The following is a 259-nucleotide window of genomic DNA, read 5'->3' on the forward strand; positions in this document are numbered from 1 at the left end:
GCCTGTTCAGCCGTACTGACCGCAGTAACACTGGAAAGCCGAAGAAATTTCAGACCATGTTTGTTCTCCACCTCGTAGGCTGTCTCCTAATAGCTCCGTACTGCAAGTAAAAGCCACTGCAGTAAAAAGACACACAGCAAAGGTCTGTCAGGGGACAGACCGAGGGAGGAGGGGAAAATAGGCCGAGGGAAGAAAGAAGGAGCACAACAGCAGTCAAAACTAAACAGCGGCTTTACTAAACTTCTGAAAGTTTGGTAAA

This window comes from Fulvivirga kasyanovii (genome assembly GCF_009711405.1).
GTDB lineage: Bacteria > Bacteroidota > Bacteroidia > Cytophagales > Cyclobacteriaceae > Fulvivirga > Fulvivirga kasyanovii.